The sequence below is a fragment of the Mesorhizobium sp. M4A.F.Ca.ET.050.02.1.1 genome (assembly GCF_003997725.1).
GTDB lineage: Bacteria > Pseudomonadota > Alphaproteobacteria > Rhizobiales > Rhizobiaceae > Mesorhizobium.
On the sequence record NZ_RZSG01000891.1, the window covers coordinates 1 to 2,297 of the forward strand.

At 62.7% G+C, this 2,297-nt stretch carries 2 protein-coding genes; one reads left to right on the forward strand and one right to left on the reverse strand.

The features are described from left to right. On the forward strand, window positions 1-1,284 hold a 1,284-nt coding region (locus EOA33_RS32760), incomplete at its 5' end, for an ATP-binding protein (RefSeq protein WP_145989428.1). Between the two features lie 181 nt (window positions 1,285-1,465). On the opposite strand, the gene EOA33_RS32765 is transcribed toward EOA33_RS32760, so the two are convergent. Continuing rightward, a complete protein-coding gene (locus EOA33_RS32765; protein ID WP_126053965.1) occupies window positions 1,466-2,257 on the reverse strand; it encodes a GGDEF domain-containing protein in 792 nt (263 codons plus the stop codon). Window positions 2,258-2,297: the final 40 nt, after the last annotated feature.

A 2,297-nucleotide genomic window follows, 5' to 3' on the forward strand; every position in this document is an offset into this window, starting at 1 on the left:
GGCAAATCCACCGCCGTGTCGCTGCTTTTGCGCAAATCGATCGAGGCCCGGCCGGATCTGCGCATCCTCATCCTCGACCCGCACAACGAGTTCGCCGCCTCGTTGCCCGAATATTGCGTCAGGGTCGATTCCAAGACGCTGGACCTGCCTTTCTGGATGTTCAGGCTGGAAGAGTTCGCCGAGGTGCTGTTTCGCGGGCGCGAGACGGAGCCCGAGGAAGTCGATGTGCTGCGCGATCTCATCCCCGCCGCCAAGAACCTCTATCGCAACCCGGGTTCCGGCACCTATCTGAGGCGCGGCAGCGACGCGCTGACGGCCGATACGCCGGTGCCCTACCGCATCGCCGATCTCATCAAGCAGATCGACGAGCGCATGGGCATGCTCGAAAGCAAGAACGACCGCCCGACGTTGAAATCTCTAAAGACGCGCATCGAATCGGCGGCGTCCGATCCCCGCTACCGATTCATGTTCAACTCGCGCCTGATCGAGGACACGATCCACGAGACGATCGGCAACATCTTCCGCGTGCCGAACCATGGCCGTCCGGTAACCTGCTTCGAGATGGCCGGCATGCCCTCCGAAGTGGTCAATTCCGTCTGCTCGGTGCTGGCGCGCCTGGCTTTCGACCTGGCTCTGTGGAGCGAGGGCCGGCTGCGGCTGCTGCTGCTGTGCGAGGAAGCCCATCGCTACATGCCGGCCGATCCGCGCCTCGGCTTCGCGCCGACCCGGCACGCGCTGTCGCGCATCGCCAAGGAGGGCCGCAAATACGGCTGCTATCTCGGCGTCGTCACCCAGCGTCCGGGCGAGCTCGACCCGACCATCCTGTCGCAGTGCTCGACCTTCTTCGCCATGCGGCTGGCCAATGAGCAGGACCAGGCGATCATCCGTTCGGCGATCGCCGATTCCTCGGCCTCGACGCTGGCCTTCCTGTCCTCTATGGGCCAGCGTGAAGCCATCGCCTTCGGCGAGGGCGTGGCGACGACCATGCGATTGAAGTTCGAGAAACTGGCGCAGGAGCTCATTCCCGGCACGGGCACGCGCGAAAAGGCGGTACCGTCCGAAACCGGCGAAGACGTCGATCTCGCCGCGATCGTCGAGCGGCTGCGCAACGTGCCGAAGCCGCAGCAGCAGATGGCCTTCGCCGAGGTCGTCGATACGGCCCGCCAGGCTGGCGACCCGGACTACCGCAAGCCTGCCGCCCCGCGCATGCAGCCGGACGAGGACTTCGACACGCGCTACGGCCTCAAGCCCGCAACCTTCGGCATGCGCCCGCAGAACGATTGATGTCTGGGAAAATTCCAAAGCACCGAGCGGGCCTGGGTAAATTCCGTCAGAAAATTCGTCAGGCTGAGTCGGATGGTGTCGTTTTCGAGAACCGGAGCGGAGCGGACATTTAGTCCGTGAGCACCGGAAGCGCAGAAAAACGGCATCAGCCGGCCAGCATCACGAATTTGATGATGGGATTTTAGGCGCAGACGCGGTTGCGTCCCTGCCTCTTCGCCTCATAGAGCTGGCGGTCGGCGCGGCGATAGAAGTCCTCGGCCGTTTCCTTGCGATCCCAGACGGCAAGACCGACGCTGGTGGTGATCTTCAGACGCACATTGCCCGACAGCACCGACATGTTGGCGATCGCTTTGCGGATACGTTCGGCGAATTTGGCCAGCAGTTCGGCGTCCATGTTCGGTGTCACCACGGCGAACTCCTCGCCGCCGAGCCGCGCCACCACGTCGTGGTAGCGTGTCATGCCCTTCAGGCAGCCGGCGACTGCCCTCAGCACCTCGTCGCCGACATCGTGGCCATGCGTGTCGTTGACCTGCTTGAAATGGTCGAGATCGAGGATCATCAGCCCGACCGGCTTTTCGATGCGGCGAAACTCCTCGAGATACTCCTTCAGTGCGTCGTCGAAATAGCGCCGGTTCTGCATGCCGGTCAGCCCGTCGGTCAGCGCCGCGTGCTCCAGCGTTTCCGAACGCGCGCTAAGCGAGACCGTCATGGCGCGCAACTTGCCTTCTTCCGTCGCCTGCCTGCGGATCAGCGGGTAGATGAAGAACACGCCGAAGAACAGCGCGGTTGCGAGCAGCACGCCGGTCGCGAACAGCAGTCTATTGAGATACTTGATCTTTTCGATGCGGGAAGCCGCGTCCATGTCAGTGGCGATGGCTTGCAGGAAACCATAGGCGTGCAGCGTCACCAGGCCGGCAGCCAGGATCACGAAAATAAAGACGAAAAAAGCGGATTCCGCCTTATGGAAACGCATCTGCTGCCCGTGGAAACATCCCAAGGACCTTATGCCATGC

Bases quoted from the DNA above. Each gene is read 5' to 3' on its own strand.
- EOA33_RS32765 (WP_126053965.1), bottom strand. From the start codon at position 2,257: ATGCGTTTCCATAAGGCGGAATCCGCTTTTTTCGTCTTTATTTTCGTG.